The sequence below is a fragment of the Segatella cerevisiae genome (assembly GCF_024054555.1).
GTDB lineage: Bacteria > Bacteroidota > Bacteroidia > Bacteroidales > Bacteroidaceae > Prevotella > Prevotella cerevisiae.
This window is the reverse complement of sequence record NZ_JAMXLY010000098.1, coordinates 1-2090: the sequence shown is the minus strand read 5'-3', so window position 1 is coordinate 2090 and position 2090 is coordinate 1. Positions and strand designations below refer to the sequence as shown.

2 protein-coding genes are annotated in these 2090 nt (G+C 35.2%); one reads left to right on the top strand and one right to left on the bottom strand.

Annotated features, from left to right (window positions below):
- Positions 1-202: 202 nt before the first annotated feature.
- Entirely contained in the window at positions 203-856 is a 654-nt protein-coding gene (locus NG821_RS12445) for a hypothetical protein (RefSeq protein WP_252761979.1), read from the bottom strand.
- 536 nt (positions 857-1392) lie between these two features.
- Here NG821_RS12445 and NG821_RS12440 point away from each other — a divergent pair.
- Entirely contained in the window at positions 1393-2004 is a 612-nt protein-coding gene (locus tag NG821_RS12440) for a phospholipase D-like domain-containing protein (RefSeq protein ID WP_252761978.1), read from the top strand.
- Positions 2005-2090 lie beyond the last annotated feature (86 nt).

Sequence of the window (2090 nt, the reverse complement as noted above, 5' to 3'; positions counted from 1 at the left end):
GCTCCGTCCTTTCCAAATAATGGCTTACCGGATTTAAACTGGGATTTTGCTGCCTCCAACATTGCTGAATACTCTTCTTGTGTCATAAGTTTACTTTCTTTTATATTCTTAATAACTCCGAAATATGACTTTTATTGTCTTTGAACTTGACACAGTTGAAATGACAGTCTCCATGTAACTTTGCGCTACTATTTTATGCGTCCTACAAATAAAACACTTTTAGCTGTAGATGCAACATGATGTTAATAACCTTCAACAACTTGACTTTATCTTTTGTAGCGCCTGGCACCAGCAGCCACTTATTATTATCCAATTGTACCTGCCCATTAAATTCTTTATCGGTTGTAATAATCGGCTTCCCGCCATATTCTAGTTTTAATCTTTCAACTTGGTCAACACCTATTTTATTGATACATTTTAGAAACGTTTCCAACGTATTAGACTCTTTTATAGTTGTACCATCAGTGAATGTTATTCCAAGTATAGCTAGGCCTTTACTTCCTCTACAAATCCTTTTCCCCTTAAAATCAGAGCTGACATCTATCTTCAATTTCATTCCCAACTGTTGAGCTATCGACACCAACTGCATATACTTGTTAGCTGTATCACCTTGAGTATTGACATACCATCCATCACCTATGGATCTCATGTATTCCTTGTACCTGGGATAAATTTCTCTAGAGAACATTGGGAGATGGCAAACGACCATTTTCACCTTTTCCAAAGCATCAGGACCAATCTTTTTCAAAGTTTCCACAAAAGTTTCTGTTGAACTAGTATAACAGATAACTTCACCATCCGGGAATACTACCCTTAATTTTTTCGATGCTGCACGCTCTCTTCTACTCTCGTCCATATCATAAATATTTAATCATCTTTTAAAAATCGTTGTCTATTCTCTTAACTTCATTTATTTGAAACACACTCACATCTCAAGTATACTGAATCATTAGGTGTGTCAACTGAATGCCAACAATGTCATCTAAACTCTCAAAAATAGTAAGCCTACAATAAACACAATTATGGTTACCAACAAAAAGTACCTCTAACTTGCCTTCTTTATTGTCTTCAATCACAAAGTTAGGGAATAAATCTGAGAAATCTTATAAAAGAGAACATGAAAATTAACACAAAAACTAGCACATAACAAGAATTCAATTGATAAAACTGTAACTTTGAGAAAGAATCGTTACGAAATCTAATAACATACCTCATAAAACACTCCTTCTCTCATGACTATCTGTCATTGATACCATCCTCCTTCTTCATTGGTTTCAATCTACAGGAAATACTTTAGAGTGCTTTTTCACCGACTAAGCCCAACTTTTTAATGTTTCTAGCAAACGGTTTCAAAGAATTTATCTAAATTTGCCTATAAATAACAAGGAGAACATGGAATTAAACACAGGCATTTACGAACAAATTATCAACCGACTCTTCCAACACAAACTGGAAATTGAGGATCTAAGCCATTATTATATCGGGAAAAAACCTGTAAATCGGGAAAACGTAGCTATCTATTTATCCCAATATCTCTATACCTTACTAAAACAAGCATTGTCTCAATTACCTGATGATAACGAGGGTGTAGAAAAAGGCATAAAACTGGCTAACCAAATTATAAAAGGACTAGTTCAAAACTTTAATTTAGATTCAGGTAACCTAATAGAGAAACAAAGAGAAATTCTAACAGCAGTCATCGATAAAACAAGTTGTGAATACCCTGATATTGCTGCCTATATAAACAGTATTACCCCTACCACTTCACTTACTCACTGTTCTCTTTTTACTGGTAGAGGAGTGACTTTATACTCTGAATTACAAAAAGAGATTTTGTCTGCCGATAAAATTATCCTATTCGTCTCCTTCATAAGGATGAGTGGATTAGATCTCATTTACGACCAACTCAAGAAGGCTACTGACTGTGGTAAACAACTTTACGTCATTACCTCTACTTACATACGGCAAGTTCAATATAGAAGTGCAATTCCTGGGTATTGGTAAGATGGAATAATCTATACCGGAAAACACCTGGGAGTTTGGGGGCGAGTAGCCCCCAATAAGGAGAAATTTGACAGGCAATGCAATAA

Coding starts and splice junctions, on each gene's coding strand:
- NG821_RS12445 (WP_252761979.1), bottom strand. CDS start 856: ATGGACGAGAGTAGAAGAGAGCGTGCAGCATCGAAAAAATTAAGGGTA.
- NG821_RS12440 (WP_252761978.1), top strand. CDS start 1,393: ATGGAATTAAACACAGGCATTTACGAACAAATTATCAACCGACTCTTC.